This is a genomic window from Serratia sp. BNK-12, assembly GCF_047456085.1.
Lineage (GTDB): Bacteria > Pseudomonadota > Gammaproteobacteria > Enterobacterales > Enterobacteriaceae > Serratia > Serratia liquefaciens.
Genome location: NZ_CP179896.1, coordinates 2,872,179 through 2,890,936, shown reverse-complemented (window position 1 = coordinate 2,890,936; position 18,758 = coordinate 2,872,179). Strand labels below are relative to the sequence as shown.

Annotated in this window: 18 protein-coding genes; 8 read left to right on the top strand and 10 right to left on the bottom strand. The window is 55.5% G+C overall.

Annotated features, from left to right (window positions below; all coding sequences use genetic code 11):
- Window positions 1–35: 35 nt before the first annotated feature.
- The 4 genes from ACMGG1_RS13290 to ACMGG1_RS13275 all read right to left on the bottom strand — a co-directional run bounded on the left by ACMGG1_RS13290 (window position 36) and on the right by ACMGG1_RS13275 (window position 4,560).
- Window positions 36–1,427 carry an L-cystine transporter gene (locus ACMGG1_RS13290; RefSeq protein ID WP_020826559.1) on the bottom strand — a complete coding sequence of 464 codons (1,392 nt, stop codon included), beginning with the start codon at window positions 1,425–1,427 and terminating at the stop codon, window positions 36–38.
- A gap of 183 nt (window positions 1,428–1,610) precedes the next feature.
- Window positions 1,611–2,159 (bottom strand): metal-dependent hydrolase, encoded by a 549-nt coding sequence (locus ACMGG1_RS13285; protein WP_020826560.1) that lies wholly within the window; start codon window positions 2,157–2,159, stop codon window positions 1,611–1,613.
- 396 nt (window positions 2,160–2,555) lie between these two features.
- Window positions 2,556–3,221 carry a hexitol phosphatase HxpB gene (gene hxpB / locus ACMGG1_RS13280; RefSeq protein ID WP_020826561.1) on the bottom strand — a complete coding sequence of 222 codons (666 nt, stop codon included), beginning with the start codon at window positions 3,219–3,221 and terminating at the stop codon, window positions 2,556–2,558.
- 67 nt (window positions 3,222–3,288) lie between these two features.
- Complete coding sequence (locus tag ACMGG1_RS13275; RefSeq protein ID WP_262255359.1) at window positions 3,289–4,560, bottom strand: HdeD family acid-resistance protein; 1,272 nt, start codon at window positions 4,558–4,560, stop codon at window positions 3,289–3,291.
- Window positions 4,561–4,755: 195 nt separating this feature from the next.
- Here ACMGG1_RS13275 and ACMGG1_RS13270 point away from each other — a divergent pair, with 195 nt between their 5' ends.
- Window positions 4,756–5,316, top strand: a complete 561-nt coding sequence (locus ACMGG1_RS13270) for a YniB family protein (protein ID WP_020826563.1) — start codon at window positions 4,756–4,758, stop codon at window positions 5,314–5,316.
- Between the two features lie 44 nt (window positions 5,317–5,360).
- Here the strand turns inward: ACMGG1_RS13270 and ACMGG1_RS13265 are convergent, their stop codons facing one another.
- Window positions 5,361–6,230, bottom strand: coding sequence for a fructosamine kinase family protein (locus ACMGG1_RS13265; RefSeq protein WP_020826564.1), 870 nt, complete (start codon window positions 6,228–6,230; stop codon window positions 5,361–5,363).
- Window positions 6,231–6,490: 260 nt separating this feature from the next.
- On the opposite strand from ACMGG1_RS13265, the gene ACMGG1_RS13260 reads away from it, so the two are divergent.
- Window positions 6,491–6,940 (top strand): GNAT family N-acetyltransferase, encoded by a 450-nt coding sequence (locus ACMGG1_RS13260; protein WP_176983977.1) that lies wholly within the window; start codon window positions 6,491–6,493, stop codon window positions 6,938–6,940.
- Between the two features lie 37 nt (window positions 6,941–6,977).
- On the opposite strand, the gene ACMGG1_RS13255 is transcribed toward ACMGG1_RS13260, so the two are convergent.
- From ACMGG1_RS13255 to ghoS, 5 genes are all read right to left on the bottom strand, one after another.
- Window positions 6,978–7,838 (bottom strand): metal ABC transporter permease, encoded by an 861-nt coding sequence (locus ACMGG1_RS13255; RefSeq protein WP_020826566.1) that lies wholly within the window; start codon window positions 7,836–7,838, stop codon window positions 6,978–6,980.
- Window positions 7,838–8,698, bottom strand: coding sequence for an iron/manganese ABC transporter permease subunit YfeC (gene yfeC, locus ACMGG1_RS13250; protein WP_046373759.1), 861 nt, complete (start codon window positions 8,696–8,698; stop codon window positions 7,838–7,840). The genes ACMGG1_RS13255 and yfeC overlap by 1 nt, the downstream gene beginning before the upstream one ends.
- Window positions 8,698–9,588 (bottom strand): manganese/iron ABC transporter ATP-binding protein, encoded by an 891-nt coding sequence (locus ACMGG1_RS13245; protein ID WP_020826568.1) that lies wholly within the window; start codon window positions 9,586–9,588, stop codon window positions 8,698–8,700. Before ACMGG1_RS13245 ends, yfeC begins: the two co-directional genes overlap by 1 nt.
- Window positions 9,585–10,529, bottom strand: coding sequence for a metal ABC transporter substrate-binding protein (locus ACMGG1_RS13240; RefSeq protein ID WP_414160723.1), 945 nt, complete (start codon window positions 10,527–10,529; stop codon window positions 9,585–9,587). The genes ACMGG1_RS13245 and ACMGG1_RS13240 overlap by 4 nt, the downstream gene beginning before the upstream one ends.
- 132 nt (window positions 10,530–10,661) lie before the next feature.
- Window positions 10,662–10,961, bottom strand: a complete 300-nt coding sequence (gene ghoS, locus ACMGG1_RS13235) for a type V toxin-antitoxin system endoribonuclease antitoxin GhoS (protein ID WP_020826570.1) — start codon at window positions 10,959–10,961, stop codon at window positions 10,662–10,664.
- Between the two features lie 109 nt (window positions 10,962–11,070).
- On the opposite strand from ghoS, the gene ACMGG1_RS13230 reads away from it, so the two are divergent.
- From ACMGG1_RS13230 to ACMGG1_RS13205, 6 genes are all read left to right on the top strand, one after another.
- Complete coding sequence (locus ACMGG1_RS13230) at window positions 11,071–11,736, top strand: transglycosylase SLT domain-containing protein (RefSeq protein ID WP_020826571.1); 666 nt, start codon at window positions 11,071–11,073, stop codon at window positions 11,734–11,736.
- A 307-nt stretch (window positions 11,737–12,043) separates the two neighbouring features.
- Complete coding sequence (locus ACMGG1_RS13225; protein WP_128865382.1) at window positions 12,044–12,769, top strand: gluconate 2-dehydrogenase subunit 3 family protein; 726 nt, start codon at window positions 12,044–12,046, stop codon at window positions 12,767–12,769.
- A gap of 2 nt (window positions 12,770–12,771) precedes the next feature.
- Entirely contained in the window at window positions 12,772–14,553 is a 1,782-nt protein-coding gene (locus tag ACMGG1_RS13220) for a GMC family oxidoreductase (RefSeq protein WP_041414502.1), read from the top strand.
- A gap of 12 nt (window positions 14,554–14,565) precedes the next feature.
- Window positions 14,566–15,903: a c-type cytochrome gene (locus ACMGG1_RS13215; RefSeq protein ID WP_048762668.1), complete on the top strand. Its 1,338-nt coding sequence runs from the start codon at window positions 14,566–14,568 to the stop codon at window positions 15,901–15,903.
- A gap of 256 nt (window positions 15,904–16,159) precedes the next feature.
- On the top strand, window positions 16,160–17,443 hold the full coding sequence (locus tag ACMGG1_RS13210) for a septum site-determining protein (RefSeq protein WP_020826575.1): 1,284 nt from the start codon (window positions 16,160–16,162) through the stop codon (window positions 17,441–17,443).
- A gap of 149 nt (window positions 17,444–17,592) precedes the next feature.
- Window positions 17,593–18,726 carry an ABC transporter substrate-binding protein gene (locus ACMGG1_RS13205; RefSeq protein WP_046375047.1) on the top strand — a complete coding sequence of 378 codons (1,134 nt, stop codon included), beginning with the start codon at window positions 17,593–17,595 and terminating at the stop codon, window positions 18,724–18,726.
- Window positions 18,727–18,758 lie beyond the last annotated feature (32 nt).

Below are 18,758 nucleotides of genomic sequence, written 5' to 3'. Positions count from 1 at the left end.
GCGAACAAGCCCCGGTTCTTTATTGCCGACGAGATTTACTGGTGAGCCAGTTCCACTTCGTCTTCACTGTCCATAATGGACTTGTCTGTTTGCTTCATCAGTTGGCTGGTGATGGTACCTGCCGCCATAGAGCCGTTGACGTTCAGTGCGGTACGGCCCATGTCGATCAGCGGTTCAACGGAGATCAGCAGGGCAACCAGCGTCACTGGCAGACCCATTGCCGGCAGCACGATCAGCGCAGCGAAAGTCGCGCCGCCACCCACGCCGGCTACACCGGCGGAGCTGATGGTGACGATACCGACCAGGGTCGCGATCCACACCGGGTCCAGCGGGTTAATCCCGACGGTTGGGGCCACCATCACCGCCAGCATCGCTGGGTACAAGCCTGCACAGCCGTTCTGGCCAATGGTGGCGCCGAACGAGGCCGAGAAGCTGGCAATGGATTCTGGTACGCCCAGGCGGCGGGTTTGCGCTTCCACGTTCAGCGGAATGCTGGCGGCGCTGGAGCGGCTGGTAAAGGCGAAAGTGATGACCGGCCATACCTTGCGGAAGAACTTCAGCGGATTAACGCCGGTGAAGGCCAGCAGGGCAGCGTGCACCGCAAACATGATCGCCAGACCCAGATAAGAGGCCACGACGAAGCTACCCAGTTTGATGATGTCGTGAACGTTAGAGCCGGCAACCACTTTGGTCATCAGCGCCAGAACGCCATACGGAGTCAGTTTCATCACCAGACGCACCAGCTTCATCACCCAGGCCTGCAGGGTGTCGATAGCGACCAGCACGCGCTCACCTTTCGGCTTGTCGTCTTTCAGCAGCTGCAGCGACGCCACACCCAGGAAGGTCGCGAAGATTACCACGCTGATGATCGAGGTAGGGCTGGCACCGGTCAAATCGGCGAACGGGTTTTTAGGAATGAAGGACAGCACCATCTGCGGTACGGTCAGGTCGGCCAGTTTGCCCACATAGTTGCTTTGGATTGCGGACAGACGCGCACTTTCCTGCGCCCCCTGCACCAAGCCTTCAGCGGTCAGACCGAACAGGTTAGTTACCAGCACGCCCACCAGCGCCGAAATCAGCGTGGTGAACAACAGGGTGCCGATAGTCAGGAAGCTGATTTTCCCCAGGGAAGAGGCGTTATGCAGCTTGGCGACCGCGCTCAGAATCGAGGCGAAGACCAGCGGCATGACAATCATTTGCAGCAGTTGCACATAGCCGTTACCGACGATGTTGAACCAGCTGATGGATTCTTTCAGTACCGGATTGTCCGAACCGTACACTAGCTGCAGTGCCAAACCGAACACCACACCCATGACCAGGCCGACCAGTACCTTTTTCGCCAGGCTCCATTGCTTATGGCGGCTTTGCGCCAACAGCAAAAGGAGGGCGACAAAAATCACCACGTTAATAACCAGCGGAAAATTCATCCCCAATGTCTCCAAAATTTTTTCTTATATGAAAATGGCTATGCACCATGGCGTAGCGATACTAAATATCGTAACAGTTTGCTTAACGGCTCACTTATATCCAAATGGAATTTGATATAACTCATTGCGCAAATTTGTTTAATTTATGCACTTGGTGGTTATTAAATGTCCGTTTTTATGTGATCACAGTCTGATATTTTTTATTTGCTCAAAATAAGACTGCACTGGGATGGTGCATCCGCCCTGCCAATAGATAGCGAAAGCCACCAGACACAGGCACAGGGCGCGCTCAAGCTGATTGCCTTTCTGAGAATTTAGCAGCGGCAGACGAAAGCGCCAGCGGCATGGCCAGAGTAGGGGGACGCCGGCGGGAGTGAGCATATCCGCCAGCAGATGGCTGAAGTAACCGATGATCATGGCATGCAGGACGTCGGCCGGAATCGGCCAACTGCGCGGCACGTCAAGCTGGAACAACGCCATGCCGCCGGCGATCGCCAGCAGGCTATGGGTAAAACCGCGGTGGCCGAAGGCGCGCGATATCGGAATGGCAATCCAGCGCAACCGTTGGCCCAGTACCGACTTGGGGTGATCGATATCGGGCAGCAGTGAGGTCAACAGCGCGGCAGGGATGATGTGCCACCAGTCGCCCGTTGCCAGCTCTGGGGTCACCTCGGCCTTCTTGGCGAAAATCGCGCAAGCGACAGAAAAAATAAGATGTCCTTCCGCGGTCATACTGCTGTTCCGGCTGATAAACTGTTAATTTATCCAGTATATGGGAAAATTCCCAGTAGTGGAAGCAGTTACCCTGTAACCAATTGTTTATTTTTCCCGGTTTTACAACGGCTTGTTACTTAAATGTCCAAGTGCTGTACGCTTTTGCTGCGGTAAGGGGATGGGCGTAGGAGAAAGCGCCGGACGACAGGGTAAGGCTGCGTGGCAGTGACAGCCTGTGCCTAACGTCCGGCGACTTTCTTGAACTGCAGCATAATGAGGCCGCTACAGTAACTCAATAAAAATGAAATAATGTTTTATTTATTTTATGACGTGCAGCCAAATTTTTAACTTAAGCAACGAAAAAGCGGGAGAAGTCAGGTTAGCGGCACCGGCAGTAAGCCGATGCCGTGAAAATCAGGCCAGATGATCGGAGGTCAGTTGCTCAAGGGAATCGAGCTTGTGGTCGGCCAGCGCCCAACGGCCATCATGACGATACTCATGCGCAGGGATCACGATAGAACGCATCCTCGCGGCCTTGGTGGCAATCATGCCGTTGAACGAGTCTTCCAGCGTTATGCAGCGTAGGGGATCGCTGCCCAGGCGCTCGGCGGCGATCAGGTACACTTCCGGGTGCGGCTTGCTGTAAGGCAAGTACTCGGCGGAGACAAGTTGATCAAAGTAGCCTTCGAGGTCAAACATCTGCAGCACCTGTTGTTGCATGTGCAGCGGTGAGGCGGAGGCCAGGCCAATATTCAGATCCAGGCTGCGGCACAGCTCCAGCGCCTGTTGTACGCCAGGCAGCAGGGGGCGTTTTTCACGCACCAGCTCGATGGCGCGCTCGATAATACGTGCAGAGACTTCTTCTTGCGACACCCCTTGCCACGGCATGGCCTGGTACCACATCTTCACCACCAGATCGATGCGCAGACCCAGGGTATCCGGCAGTTTGTGGCGGTCTGACAAATCCAGCCCCAGTGCGCCAAAGATATCCAGTTCTGCCTGTAGCCACAGCGGTTCTGAATCGATCAATAAACCGTCCATATCAAAAATAGCGGTTTCAATGCGTTGCGAATAGGCCATTATCGGTTAACTCCTGCCGGTGAATGTGCCCGACACTTTATCATCGCCGGCGTTGAGACTAAAATTTTTACCTGCGTGGCTGAGCCTTGCCAAAACGCAGGATGCGCCACATCTCCTGCACTTTTAGCCACCAGCGCTGATGCTGGCGTTCGGTGACCTGTTGCAGCATGCGGGCATAATCAAGCACCAACCCCGGTGTCCAGGTCATGCTTTCGCCACGGCTACGCAGCACCGCCAACATCCACAGGTTGGGATCGAGTATCAGCAACAGGAAACGCCGCCACAGATGTTTATCGCCAAGTACGCCTTCCAGCGCGCTATCGAGCGCCTGAATAACCGTGGTGGAGCAGTTGCGACGAGTCAGATTGTAAGTGGCATCCTGACGATAACGCTGCCAGAAGACTCGTAATGCCGTCGGGTTGTAACGGCGAAACTGTATTCTTTTGTCCGGGGGGCACCAGGCTGCCACTTCCTGTTGCAAATCGGGCAGAAAGCGTCCGTCGACGTTGTTTTGTTCGCCGGAGTGCAATAGCCGGCGGAAATCTTGTGCAGACTGGCTGATTTCGTTAAGCGGATAGTGGCTGATATACATGTCCGGTGCCAACGCCAGGGCGGCATGGCCAGTGGATATATTGCCGCTGCCGTCCACCGCCGCGATGTAGCGATCGACGATGTAACGCCTGCGGGCATCTTTTGCCGATCCCGTCGGTGTCCAGACATACACCCTGAGCGGATTAGCGTCATTGGTTTGCGGCTGAGTGGCTAACTGCGGGTTCTGATTTAGCGAGAAGCTTTCCAACCTGCGGGCAATGCGTAGCAGTGCCCAGCCGGAAAGCAGGATCATCACGCCGATACAAAAAGGAACCGTCATCCGATGCGGCACCGGCCAGCCAATAAAAATCATCAGCGAAAGCAAGATTTCGCCGCTGCCCGCCAGCGCGACCGGTTTCCAGCGGCTGTGCTGGATCACCGTAGAAGAAGCAATGCGAACCGCACCGTCAAGCAGTAGCGCGCTGCCAAACACCAGCGTGGCGACGATGTTGTCGTCGGCGGGCACGTCCCAAACTAAAAAGGCCAGAAACAAAAAGCCCAATCCCTTCAGCATCACTGGGCGACTGGCGGATGAGCCGATCACCAGTGCGGCGGAAATCGCCACTAATCCCTCCAGCGCCAGCAGTACTGCCAGCGCATCCAACGCCAGCACGGAACGCCCGTCCTGAAGTACATCGAACAGCATCAGCGCGCCTACGGTGATCCACGCCCAGCCGAACAGCATTAGCAGGCGGCGTTGCCCCCGCAGCGCTTGCGCGCCCAGCAATAAGATAATCAGCCGAATCATGAAGGCCCCTGTTTAAACGGTTTGATTTAACTATATAACTATTTACTGGCAACGCGCGCTCGCCGTTAAGCTGTTGATTTCGGATAATCCCGGCTACGCTTGTAGCACAGCAGTGCTGAAGAAAACGGTGGGCGAGTTTCAATAACTACAGGTAGACTTAGCCCATTACGGTTACGTCGCTTACAAGGGGAACACATGACGTATCAACAGGCTGGGCGCATTGCCATTTTAAAACGTATTCTTGGCTGGGTGGTTTTCATCCCTGCGTTACTGTCAACGCTGATCTCGCTGCTGATGTTTGTGTATCAACACAGCGAAAAGACCAAAGGCATCAACGCAGTAATGCTGGATTTCGTTCACGTAATGGTAGATATGGTGCGCTTTAACACCCCGTTCCTGAATATCTTCTGGTATAACTCGCCGGTACCGGACGTAGAAAAAAGCCTGTTCAGCGGCGCGAACCTGATGTTTATCATCATTTATATTCTGATTTTTGTCGGGCTGGCGCTGCAGGCCTCTGGCGCACGTATGTCACGTCAGGTGAAGTTTATCCGCGAAGGCCTGGAAGATCAGATGATCCTCGAACAGGCTAAAGGCAGCGAAGGGCATACGCGTGCGCAGTTGGAAGAGCGCATTACGCTGCCGCACCACACCATCTTGCTGCAATACTTCCCGCTGTACATTTTGCCGGTGGTGATTGCGGTGATTGGCTGGTTTGTGATCAAGCTGCTCGGCCAACTGGCCGGGGCGGCCTGATAACGGCTGCTCATTAAAAAGGCGCTGACTTCAGCGCCTTTATTTTATCGGGACTCGGGATGCAGCAACGCTTCCACCGCGCGTTGGGCCCGAACCAGATGCTGCCCGCCGAACAGGTTACTGCGGTTGAGCAGGTAATACAGTTGATACAGCGGCTGACGTTCGATAAAGCCGCTCTCTAACGGCCAGACGCTCTGGTAGCCGTCGTAAATCTGCGGCGGCAGTTCCGGATACAGCGGCAGCATGGCCAAATCACACTCTCTGTCGCCCCAATAGCAGGCCGGATCGAACAGCAGTGGGCCGTCGGCGGTCATTGCGCAGTTGGCCGGCCACAAATCCCCGTGCAGAAGAGAAGGTTGCGGCTGATGATGCTGCAAACGCAGATACACGATGTCGACAATCTCATCGATATCCCCAAAGGTCATGCCTTTCTCTGCCGCCATCTGCAGTTGCCAGCCAATGCGCTGTTCGGCAAAAAACTCTGACCAGCGGCGCTGCCAGGCGTTGGGCTGTGGGGTGGTGGACAGGTCGTTGTCGAAGTCGAGGCCAAACTGCGGCTGTTCGCTCCACTTGTGTAAATGGGCCAGCTGTTGTCCGAGACAGTGAGCGCCATGGGCGTCTAAAGGTTTCAGGGTTTGGTATTCCAGCAGCAAGAAGCTGTAATCGCGATCGCTGCCTACGCCGTACACCTGCGGAACCCGCACGGTTTTACTGCGCGCCAGCAAGGCCAGCTGGTCGGCTTCGGCGGTGAAGATGGGCAACAGTTCGCGAGCGTCGCATTTGACAAACACCTGATTGTCACCGTAACTCACGCGCCACGCCGGATGGATTTCTCCCCCGGGCAGTTCGGTCCTTTCGCGGATTTCTGCGCTGCCAAGATGTTCACTTAACAGACGGCTAACGGCTTGCCACATGGTACACCCCCTCTGTGTTGCCTGCGAATTCATTAGGTTAGCGTCTTTAGCCCTGTGAAAACACGACCTGGCGCACAGCTGGCACCAACAACCGGCGATTTTATCGCCATCGCATTTGCTCAAAGTATATACGCTATTGATTAATTTAAGTACGACGTCTGTTGCAACTTGGCGGCGTGAGAGCGATGTTTATAAGGTCGTCAGCTATTACGGCAAGGGCAGGATTCAGATAACTATCATTATCAATGAGATGAACAACAATGGAGCAAAACCGGCAGTGGCAGCGAGGGGAATACCGGATCAACTGCGATACAAGTGAACTGAACCTCTCCTTTACTCACGCATTTTTGACCACTTCAAGCTGGGCGAGCGGCATTTCGTTGCCGACGGTGCAGTTGTCTATCGACAATAGCCTGTGCTTTGGCCTGTACCATCAACACCAGCAGATTGGTTTTGCGCGTCTGGTGACGGATTACGCCACTTTTGGCTATCTGTGCGATGTGTTTGTCTCCCCGGACTACCAGGGACAAGGGTTAGCGCGTTGGTTGATGGATTGCACGCTGGAACACCCGGTGTTGCAGCGGCTGCGGCGGATTATGCTGGTGACCGGTACTGCGCCGTGGTTGTATCAAAAGGTGGGTTATGAAGCGATAAACCGCGAGGATTTTGTCTGGCATATTGTCCGACCGGATATCTATCAGCAGCCGTAATGAGCAGCGGCGGGGCCATTAGGCACCGCCGCCTGTTTCAAGGTTTTGCGTCGAGCATTCCATTTTCGTGACGTTGTAACGGTTTAAATTTACTGTAGAGCAGGGCGAACACGAACAGAATGGCCTGGACTATCACAATGCAGGGGCCGGTGGCACCGTCAATGTGGAAGCTGATCAAGGTGCCGAGTACGCAGGAGAACACAGACACCACCGTGGCGACTATCAGCATGCGGTCGAAGCTGCGGCACAGCATGAAGGCAATGATGCCTGGAGCAATCAACATCGCAATCACCAGAATGACCCCGACGGCCTGCAATGAGGCGACAATCGTCAGCGCCAGCAGGCACAGCAGCCCGTAGTGCAACAGTTTCACCGGCAGGCCAATCACCCTGGCATGGTTGGGATCAAAACAGTAGAGCATCAAATCTTTGCGTTTCAGCAACACCACCAGCAGCGTAATGCCAGCCATCAGCAACGTCTGCTTCAGCTCTGCATCGGTAATGCCCAGCATATTGCCGAACAGAATGTGGCTGAGGTGCTGATCGGTATCGATACGGGAAAACAGCACCAGGCCAAAGGCAAACATGCCGGAGAAAACGATCCCCATTACCGTGTCCTCTTTCACCCGGCTGTTTTCTTTCAGGTAACCGGTGGCCACCGCACAGAAAATACCGGAGAAGAAGGCACCTATCACCACCGGAATGCCGAGCACGAACGCCACCACGATACCGGGCAGCACCGCATGCGAGATGGCGTCACCCATCAGCGACCAGCCTTTGAGCACCAGATAGCAAGAGAGCACCGCACACACCACGCCGGTCACGATGGCGGCCAGGATTGCCCGCTGCATAAAGGGATAGGCGAAGGGCTCGCTGAGCAGTTGATACAGGGTTTCCATCAGTGGCCTCCGGTCTGTTCACGTGCCACGCGGCGTTTGGACGCCAGTAGCCCATGTTTGGGGGCGAAGAAAAAGGCTGCCAGGAATACCAGCGTTTGCAGAGTCACGATCACCCCGCCGGTAGCCCCGTCGAGGAAGAAGCTGAGGTAAGCGCCCAGGCCGCTGGTCAGTGCGCCAATCACGATGGCGATAATCACCAACCGGCTGAAGCGGTCTGTCAGCAGGTAGGCGGTAGCCCCCGGCGTGATCACCATGGCGATCACCAAAATGGCGCCAACGGTTTGCAATGCCGCTACGGTGCAGGCGCTGAGCAAGGTGAAGAACAGGATCTTTAACCGCAGCGGCGACAGGCCGATAGACACGGCGTGGTTTTCGTCAAAAAACACTGCCAGTAAGTCTTTCCACACCAGACACAAGATCAGTAGCGAAACGCCGATGATAATCTCGACCTGCAATACGTCTTCATCTGCGATGCCGAGGATATTGCCGAAGATAATCGACTGGACGTTAACCGAGGTCGGGTTTAGCGACACAATCAACAGGCCTACGGCGAAGAAGGTGGAAAAGATAAAGCCGATAATGGCGTCTTCGCGCAGGCGAGTCACGTGGCGCACCAGCGTCATTGCCAGCGCGGCCAGCATGCCGGTGAAGAAGGCTCCGGCGGCGTAGGGCAGGCCTAGCGCATAGGCCCCGGCAACGCCGGGTACCACCGAGTGCGACAGTGCGTCCCCCATCAGCGACCAGCCCTTTAGCATCAGGTAGGCCGAAAGGAACGCGCAGGCGGCGCCGACGATGGCGCTGACCCAAATGGCTTTGACCATGTAGTTGTAACTGAAGGGTTGCAGCAGAAGTTCCAGCATCAGGGTTGTTTCTCCTTCGGCTGGCTTTGCGCCGGCGGATCGCTCTTGGTATGGCCGTAGAACACCGCTGGCCGCTCGTCATCGGTCAATACCGTGACCGTGCGCGGATCGTTGTCGTCGTGCAGATCCGGGCCTGACAGATTGATATGGCGCAGTACGCCGCCAAACGCCTGTTCCAGGTTGCTTTGGGTAAAGGTGGTTTCTGTTGGGCCGGCAGCCAGCACCGTGCGGTTAATCAGGATCACCCGATCGCAAAATTCCGGTACGCTCCCCAGGTTATGGGTTGAAACCAGGATCAGGTGGCCTTCATCACGCAGTGCGCGCAGCAGATCGATAATGGCGTTCTCGGTTTTGACGTCGACCCCGGTGAAAGGCTCGTCCAGCAGCAGAACGCTGCCTTGTTGCGCCAGCGCCCGCGCCAGAAAGACGCGTTTTTTCTGCCCGCCGGAAAGCTCGCCGATCTGGCGGGTGCGTAACTCACTCAGCCCAACGCGCTCCAGCGCCTTGTCCACCCGCAGCCGGTCTTCCTTTGAAGGAATACGCAGGAAGTTCATCTTGCCGTAACGGCCCATCATGACGACATCTTCCACCAGCACCGGGAAATTCCAGTCAACGTCCTCGGTTTGCGGCACGTAAGCGATAACATTTTTCTTCAATGCCTGCGCGACCGGCTGCTCGTTGAGCTGTACGCGGCCCGTGGTGGGCCGCACCAGACCCATAATGCTTTTGAACAAGGTCGATTTACCGCTGCCGTTGACGCCAACCAGCGCGCAGATGGCACCGCCGCTCAGGGTAAAGCTGGCGTTGTGGATCGCGGTATGGCCGTTGTTGTAGGTCACGGTAACGTCGTCCACGCTCAACTCAGGACGGACAAAAACCTCACTTGTCATTGATCAAATCCTTTGGCAATGGTTTGTACGGTGACGTTGAGCAGGTCGATATAGGTCGGTACCGGGCCATCCTGGGTGGACAGGGAGTCGACATAGAGCACGCCGCCGTATTTTGCGCCGGTTTCTTTCGCGACCTGCTTGGCCGGTTTGTCTGAAATAGTGCTTTCGCTGAACACCACCGGGATGTGGTTGGCACGCACGGCGTCAATCACCCGGCGAACCTGCTGCGGTGAACCTTGTTCATCGGCGTTGATCGGCCACAGATAGACTTCTTTCAACTGATAGTCTTTGGCCAGATAGCTGAAGGCGCCCTCGCTGGTCACCAGCCAACGCTGGGCTTCCGGAATGCGAGACAGGCGTTCGCGCAGCGGGGCATCCAGCGCGGCAATTTTGGCGGCGTAGGCTTTAGCATTGCGATTGTAGGTTTCTGCATTGGCCGGGTCGTACTGCACCAGCGCTTTGCGGATATTTTCGATGTACACCTGCGCATTGCTGGCAGACATCCAGGCATGTGGATTCGGGTTGCCGTTATAAGGCCCTTCGCGGATCGGCAGCGGGGTGATGCCTTCGGTGACCACGGCCGCAGGCACCTGTTTAATGTTCTCGAAGAAGCGTTGGAACCAGCGTTCCAGATTCATACCGTTCCACAGGATCAGGTCGGCGTGCTGCGCTTTGACGATGTCGCGTGGTGTAGCCTGGTAATCATGGATCTCTGCACCCGGTTTGGTGATCGACTCCACTACGGCGGCGTCACCGGCTACGTTCTGGGCAATGTCCTGAATAATGGTGAAAGTGGTCACCACGCGCAGCTTCTTTTCCGCCAACGCGGCATGGCTGGCAAGGCTGGCGGTCAACAACAGACACAGCAGGGTGAAAGGGCGGAAGTAAGTCCTGTTCTTAACGAGGGATAGGCGGGGAAAAGCGCGTTGTTTCAAAAACATGGTGACATCTCCTGGCTCAAATGAAAATGATTATCAATATCAATTAGAGCAAAGTCAAGCGTCACCTGCAGGCCAACTGCCGGTTATTTCCACAGCGAAGCGAAATAATACCCAGCAGTGAGTTATAGCATTTTATGTATCAGTATGTAACCGCTTTACGTAGTCCTCATAGGTGACGATGTCGACCTCCGGCGCCTTGCCCAAGGCCACCTGACCAAGCTTCTGGGCCAATTGCCGTACATCCTCTTGATCCAGTGGGGTTATTAACGCAAAACTGTTGCTGCCCAGCTCGTGCGGAACGCCATTTTCGTCGGCCACCGACGTGACAAATCCTTGCAGGGTTAATTGTCCTGTCAGCTTGGCTAAATCAGCTAATCCTTCTTCCTGATAGCGAAAAGTGACCACAAAACACGTCGTTGCAGATTGACTCATAAATCACCTCTTGGTATACGAGTAGCTTGAGAATAGACCAAAAAAACCGTACAGGCGTCCTTACAAGTTGTATATGCTACGCAACTCATTGAAAGGAGTGAGGGATTCTGTGAAAACAAAAATAGGTTGCCTGACGGCAATTTTGCTTTTGTCGGGGTGCGCCAAAGACCCGCAAACAGCAACTAATAATTCAGGCAGTGGCACATCGCGTGGCGGTTGGCTAAAGACCCCCCCGCAGGCACCGGTTAACCGCACGGGGACACCGATAGCCTATAACGATTACATTCGTCAGGCAGCCAGCAGCTATGGCGTTGACGAAACGCTGATTAAAGCGATTATTCAGGTGGAGTCCGGGTTTAACCCGAATGCAGTCAGCACCTCGAACGCAGTGGGATTAATGCAGCTGAAGCCTTCAACCGCCGGGCGTGATGCCTATCGTTTAAAAGGAAGAAGCGGGCAGCCAAGCTCGCGTGAGTTGAAGGATCCGGCGGTCAATATTGATCTGGGAACGGCCTATATCAATATTCTTCAAAGCCAGCAGCTAGCCGGGATCAACAATCCACAGACGTTGCGTTACGCCACCATCGTTTCCTACGTGAATGGGGCGGGCGCTATGCTTCGCACTTTCTCATCGGACAAGCGCGTGGCGGTGAACCGCATCAACCAAATGAGCCCGGATGAGTTTTATCAACACATCCAGAAAAAGCATCCTGCCCCGCAGGCACCACGCTATCTCTGGAAAGTGACCACCGCCTACCAGGCGATGTCACCCTAGCCAAGATTTTTTCGTAAAACCGGCCGCGTCAGCAGCCGGTTTTTTTTTGGCTTGCGCTAAATTCGCGACACGTCTCTCATTTTTCGTTATTTCCCATCCTGTTACCTAAAAAACCGCACGAATCGTTAACTTTACATTACCCATCAAATCTTTACGTTTATTCAATAAGTTACCGGTAACATTTTGGCTTTTGTTCACATTTTGGTCTTCAATAAATATACAAATAAGTAACAATTTGTGTTTAAAACCCGCATCGACCGCAAGGTTGAGGTTAAATAGTTGTGATTATCTTTGGATGGAATGTGATATGTCGGACGATAAAACTAACAATTCACGGCGCGATTTCCTGTTGAAATCGATGACTTTAATTCCCGCAGCAGTGATTGGCGGCAGTGGCGTGAGTGCGCTGACAGCTCCAATCCCGGCGGTTGCGGCAACAGACACCTCAAAACAGCCAGATTACCAACCGACTTTCTTTACGCCGGAAGAGTGGGCCTTCGTTAAAGCCGCTGTGGCGCGACTGATCCCGGCGGATGAACGCGGCCCCGGTGCGCTGGAGGCCGGCGTGCCGGAGTTTATCGATCGTCAAATGAATACCCCGTACGCCACCGGTTCTATTTGGTACATGCAGGGACCGTTTAACCCGGATGCACCGAAAGAAATGGGTTATCAACTGCCGTTGGTACCAAAGCAGATCTATAACCTGGGCATCGCAGATGCTGATGCCTACTGCAAGAAAACCGCCGGTAAACCCTTTGCTGAACTTGACGCTGCACAGCAGGATGCGCTGTTGCAGAAGTTTGAGTCCGGAGAGGCGGAATTCTCGCAGTTGCCGGCAAAATTGTTCTTCTCCTACCTGTTGCAAAACACCCGCGAAGGTTTCTTCAGCGACCCGATCCATGGCGGCAATAAAGACATGGTTGGCTGGAAGCTGATTAATTTTCCGGGCGCGCGCGCCGACTTTATGGACTGGGTTGAGCGAGGGGAACGTTATCCCTTACCTCCGGTCTCGATTCGTGGGGAGAGGGGGTAACAATGGCAACGGTAATGAAAAAAGTAGACGCGGTGATCGTCGGTTTCGGTTGGGTGGGCGCGATTATGGCCAAAGAGCTGACCGAAGCGGGCCTGAACGTGGTGGCGCTGGAGCGTGGCCCGATGCGCGATACCTATCCGGACGGTTCCTATCCGCAGGTGATCGACGAACTGACCTATAACATCCGCCGCAAGCTGTTCCAGGATCTGTCGAAAAGCACCGTGACCATTCGTCACAATACCAGCCAGACTGCGGTGCCTTACCGCCAGTTGGCGGCGTTCCTGCCGGGTACCGGCGTGGGCGGCGCGGGCCTGCACTGGTCCGGCGTCCATTTCCGGGTCGATCCTATTGAATTGCGTATGCGCAGCCATTACGAAGAGCGCTACGGCAAGAGCTTTATCCCGAAAGACATGACCATCCAGGATTTCGGCGTGAGCTACGCCGAGCTGGAGCCATTCTTCGACAAGGCCGAGAAAGTATTCGGCACTTCGGGCACCGCCTGGACCATCAAAGGCCAGAAAGTGGGTCAAAAGGGCGGCAACCCGTTCGCCGGTGACCGTTCGGACGACTTCCCGCTGCCGGCGCAGAAAAATACCTTCTCTGCCCAGCTGTTCGAGAAAGCGGCGCTGGAAGTAGGTTATCACCCGTATAACCTGCCTTCCGCCAACACCTCCGATTCCTATACCAACCCGTACGGTGCGCAGATGGGGCCGTGCAACTTCTGCGGTTTCTGCAGCGGTTATGCCTGCTACATGTATTCCAAGGCTTCGCCGAACGTCAACATTCTGCCGGCGCTGCGCATGGAAAAACGCTTTGAGCTGCGCACTAACGCTAACGTGTTGAAAGTGAATCTGACCGCCGATAAATCCCGTGCGACCGGGGTGAATTACATTGACGCGCAGGGTCGTGAAGTCGAGCAGCCGGCGGAGTTGGTGATTCTGGGGGCGTTCCAGTTCCACAACGTGCATCTGATGCTGCTGTCCGGCATCGGTAAACCTTACGATCCGGTGACCGGCGAAGGTGTGGTAGGGCGTAACTTCGCCTATCAGAACATGACCACCATCAAGGCGTTCTTCGACAAGGACGTATACACCAACCCGTTCATCGGCGCCGGCGGTAACGGTGTCGGCGTTGACGACTTCAACGCCGATAACTTTGATCATGCCAAAGAAGGCTTCGTCGGCGGTTCGCCGTTCTGGGTCAACCAGGCAGGGACCAAGCCTATTTCCGGCTTGCCAACGCCGCCAGGAACGCCAGCCTGGGGCAGCAAGTGGAAAGCGGCAGTGGCCGATGCTTATACCCACCATGTGTCGATGGATGCGCACGGTGCGCATCAGTCGTACCGCAGCAACTATCTGGACCTCGATCCCAACTACAAGAACGTCTTCGGCCAGCCCTTGCTGCGCATGACGTTCGACTGGCAGGAAAATGACGTCAAGATGTCGCAGTTCATGTACGACAAAATGGCACCTATCGCCAAGGCCATGAACCCTAAACTGATCGCCGGCAGCCCGAAAAACGCCAATAGCCACTTTGATACCACCAGCTACCAGACCACCCATATGAACGGCGGGGCGGTGATGGGGGAAGATCCGAAAACCAGCGCGGTGAACCGCTATCTGCAAAGCTGGGACGTGCATAACGTATTCTCGATCGGCGCGTCGGCCTTCCCTCAGGGGCTGGGTTACAACCCGACCGGCACCGTGGCCGCGTTGGCTTACTGGTCTGCCCGTGCCATTCGCGAGCAGTATCTGAAAAACCCAGGCCCTTTGGTGCAGGCATAAGGACGGCGACTGATGAAAGCATTTGTTCCCGCACTGGTTCTCAGTGCACTGAGTTTTTCCGTATGGGCGCAGGACGCCACCGTCAGCAGCGAGCTGATCAAACGCGGCGAGTATTTGGCGCGCGCCGGTGACTGCGTGGCCTGCCACACCAACGGCAAAAGCGGTAAAGAGTTTGCAGGCGGTCTGGCGATGGAAACGCCGATCGGCACCATCTACTCCACCAATATTTCGCCGGACAAGAAAACCGGTATCGGTGATTACAGCTTCGAAGACTTTGACAATGCGGTACGCAAAGGCGTCGCCAAAAACGGCAGCACCCTGTACCCGGCGATGCCGTATCCGTCGTTTGCCCTGGTGAAAGAGGATGACATGCGCGCCATGTACGCCTATTTCATGCACGGTGTGCAACCGGTGGAGCAGGCCAACAAGGATTCCGACATTCCTTGGCCGTTGTCGATGCGTTGGCCGTTGAGCATCTGGCGCGGCATGTTTGCGCCTTCACCGGCCGACTTTGTGGCTGACACCAAAGCGGATCCGGTGATTGAACGCGGTCGCTATCTGGTGGAAGGGCTGGGTCACTGTGGCGCCTGCCATACGCCACGTAGCCTTACCATGCAGGAAAAAGCGCTGAGCAATAACGACGGCGACACCTATCTGTCCGGCAGCAATGCGCCGATCGACGGTTGGGTGGCTTCCAGCCTGCGCGGTGACAACAAGGATGGGTTGGGGACCTGGAGCGAAGCCGAACTGACGGAGTTCCTGAAAACCGGACGCAACGACAAGTCTATCGTGTTTGGTGGCATGAGCGACGTGGTAGAGCACAGCCTGCAGTATCTCAGCGATGAGGATCTGACGGCGATCTCGCGCTATCTGAAAACGCTGCCGCCGAAAGACGGCAAGCAGCAGGCGGCACCGGTCGAAGACAGCGTCGCCAAGGATCTGTGGCGCGGTAACGACAGCAAGCCCGGAGCGGCGCTGTACGTCGATAACTGCGCGGCCTGCCACCGCACCGATGGCGTAGGCTATAAACGCGCCTTCCCGGCGCTTAAGGGCAATCCGGTGGTACAGACCGAAGACGCGACTTCGCTGATTCATATCGTGCTGACAGGTAACACCACGCCGGCGGTGAAAGGGGCGGTTTCCAACATCACCATGCCGCCGTTCGGCTGGCGTCTGAACGACCAGCAGGTAGCGGATGTGGTGAACTTCATCCGTTCAAGCTGGGGCAACAGCGCCAAGCCAATCGACGCCTCAGACGTGGCCAGCGTGCGTAAAGACCGCTCGATGATCCGCGATGAGAAGGAGATGGGCAGCGCCGCCGTACCGGAACATCCGGACGCCAACAAGTAAATCCGAAAGGGCCTCGTTCGAGGCCCTTTTCTTTTGGCCGGGCGTGCTGATTTTGGCAGCATTTTCTGCTCGTAAATCACTCTGTCAGCCGATAAAACATAGACCCGAGCCGCATTTTTCATTATCCTTTGCCGTCCTTTTAGCAGGAACAAGAGTGAAATACTGCGTTAATCCACTGATTAATATTAAAAATTCGCGGAGAAGGATATCCCGTTGAGCGCAATCGTTGTCGCTGAAGAGTAAGGTAAGCTTTCTTATGAGTACGATTTCTCCCGATTCAGGCACGCTGGCAACCGCCCAGGCTGCCAAATGGAATAAAACCGATACCGTGTGGATGTTTGGGCTCTATGCCACCGCTGTCGGCGCAGGAACCCTGTTCCTGCCGATCAATGCAGGTCTGAATGGCCCGCTGGTCCTGTTGTTGATGGCGTTGTTCGCTTTCCCGCTGACTTATTTACCGCACCGCGCATTGAGCCGCTTTGTGCTGTCCGGTTCCAGCCGTGACGGCAATATCCATGATGTGGTGGTGGAGCACTTTGGCGTGCTGGCCGGCAAAATCATCATGGTGCTGTACCTGATGGCGTTCTTCCCGATCGTGCTGGTGTACAGCATCTCGATCACCAATGCGCTGGACAGCTTCCTGATCCATCAGTTTCACCTGGCGCCGCTACCGCGTGTCTGGCTGAGCCTGGCGGTGGTGGTGGTTCTGAACCTGGTGTTGCTGCGCGGCAAAGACGCTATCGTTTCGGCGATGGGCATGTTGGTGTTCCCGCTGCTGGTGTTTTTGATGGGTATCTCGCTGTATCTGGTACCCACCTGGCAAACGGCAAACTTTGTCAGCGGCCTGGCCAACACCCAGTTCAGCAGCCCGGACCTGTGGCATTCACTGTGGCTGGCGGTGCCGGTGATGGTGTTTTCTTTCAGCCATGCGCCGATTATTTCGTCCTTCGCCTCCACGCAAAAGAGCCTGTACGGTGAGAAGGCCGAACGCCGCTGCGCGCGTATCATGCGCTACAGCTATGTGCTGATCTGCGTCACCGTCTTGTTCTTTGTCTTTAGCTGCGTACTGAGCCTGTCACATGAGGATATGCAGCAGGCGAAAGATCAAAACATCACCGTGCTGACCACGCTGGCGAACAAATTCTCCAACCCGCTGATCGCCTACCTTGGCCCAATGATGGCGATGCTGGCGATGGCCAAGTCTTATCTCGGTACTTCCCTGGGCGTGACCGAAGGGGCAACCAGCCTGATCGACGGCCTGACGCGAGCGGTTGGTAAACCCTTGAGCTCGCGAATTACGCACCGAATTTCTGCGATATCGCTGTTCCTGCTGACCTGGGCGGCGACGGTGTGGAACCCAAGTGCGCTGCACATTATCGAAACCATCAGCGGTCCGCTGATTGCAGCGATCCTGTTTATCCTGCCGATGTACGCTGTGCGTGCAGTGCCCGCGATGCGCCGCTATCGTGCGCTGAGTAACGTCTTTGTCCTGGTGATGGGCCTGATAGCGCTGTCGGCGCTGATTTACGGCCTGATTTGACCTCAGTAGCGCATCGGATTCGGTGCGCTGCTTTTTCCCTGTTCACATCCCTTTTCAATTAAGCGAAAACGCACCCGGGGTTCTCTTTGATAATGGGAGCGGTTCTCATTATTATTTCCGCACTGATTTCCTACGCTAAGGAGTTTTACGTGCACCGTCGAATCACCCTGTTGGCTTTGGCCTGCGCCTGCGGTTTATCCGCTCAGGCGATGGCGACCACTTATCCGTTAACCCTGACAGATACCTCCGGCCAGAGTCTGACCATCAAGCAAGAGCCGAAGCGCATTGTGGTGCAGGACGGGCGCGATATTCTGACGCTGGCCTTGCTCGACCGCGCCGATCCTTTCGCCCGGCTGGTGGCCTGGAATAACCTGCTCAAGAAAAGCGACGGTGAAACCTGGAAGATCCTGCGTAACAAGTGGCCGGAAGCCAACGGCATTATCGATATGGGCTTTAGCGATAAGGGCGAGGTCAACCTGGAAAGCGTGATCGCCAAACAGCCTGATCTGATGGTGGCTCAACTGCGTTCCAAGCCTTCACTGAGCCAGACTGGCGTGTTGGATAAGCTGAAAGCGCTCAACATTCCGGTGCTGTTTATCGACACCATGCTCAAGCCGGTGGAAAACACCCCGAAAAGCATCACGCTGCTGGGTGAGACCCTCAACCGCGAAAGCGAAGCGAAACAGTACACCGACTTCTATCAGCAGCATTATCAGAACATCCTGGATAAAACCAAAGCCGTCGAGCCAAAGCCGTTGGTATTTATCGAGGCAAAAGCCGGTCTTAACGGGCTTGAGTCCTGTTGTTTCACTCATTCTCACGTCGGTTGGGGGGGGATGATCGAGGCGGTGGGCGCACGTAACCTGGGCTCCGCACTGTTGCCTGGCGCAACCGGCGACGTCTCCCTGGAAAAAGTGATCAGCATGAAACCTGACGCCTATATCGTGTCCGGCTCTCAATGGGCGACCAAAACCAATGCCGCCGTGCCCTTTGGTTACGGCGTGACGCAGCAGCAGGTTGATGACGCTTTTAACCGGATGAAGCAACGCCCGGGTTTCGCCCAGGTCACGGCGGTGAAGGAGGGGCGCTTCTACGGCATTTACCATAACTTCTATAACCACCCGTACAACATCGTCGGGCTGGAATATCTGGCGAAGTTTATCTATCCGAATCAGTTCAAGGAATTGGATCCGGCGAAAACCTACAGCGAAATCCTCAGCCGCTTTACCGAAGTGCCGGAAGGTAAGGGGATATTGGGTGCGCAGGCACCGGCAGGAAAGTAAACAGTGTGAAGGGCGCGGCTGATACCGCGCCC